Raw genomic sequence first — 394 nt, forward strand, 5'->3', positions numbered from 1 at the left:
GATATGCATTGCAAAAATAAAGATGCTCGCATCCACTATGCACTTCTCAAACAACACACACCCACAACCGGCCAACCCTCCACCCGCCATCACAACAGGCATCACCAGACCAACCCGCATTGCAAGCACCAAGACAACACACGAATGTGTTCCCTCAGAACCCCGACAGTGTATTAGCAGCATCTGACCAGTCACCCGGAAAGATCACCCAGCCACCCACCCTTACAAGGGCCGGCAACCAAAATGGGCGTGTTTGATGTTTCACCCTCGAAAACACAACATGCGGTCACCACACTCGGATGACACGAACACGATTGTTTTGCGTTCTCCTTAGAAAGGAGGTGATCCAGCCGCACCTTCCGGTACGGCTACCTTGTTACGACTTCGTCCCAAT

1 rRNA gene is annotated in these 394 nt (G+C 52.0%); it reads right to left on the reverse strand.

The features are described 5' to 3' along the window. Positions 1-334: 334 nt before the first annotated feature. Positions 335-394 (reverse strand): 16S ribosomal RNA (locus B1964_RS29460); the annotation flags it as partial.

It is taken from the genome of Gordonia sp. i37, from assembly GCF_002043085.1.
Lineage (GTDB): Bacteria > Actinomycetota > Actinomycetes > Mycobacteriales > Mycobacteriaceae > Gordonia > Gordonia polyisoprenivorans.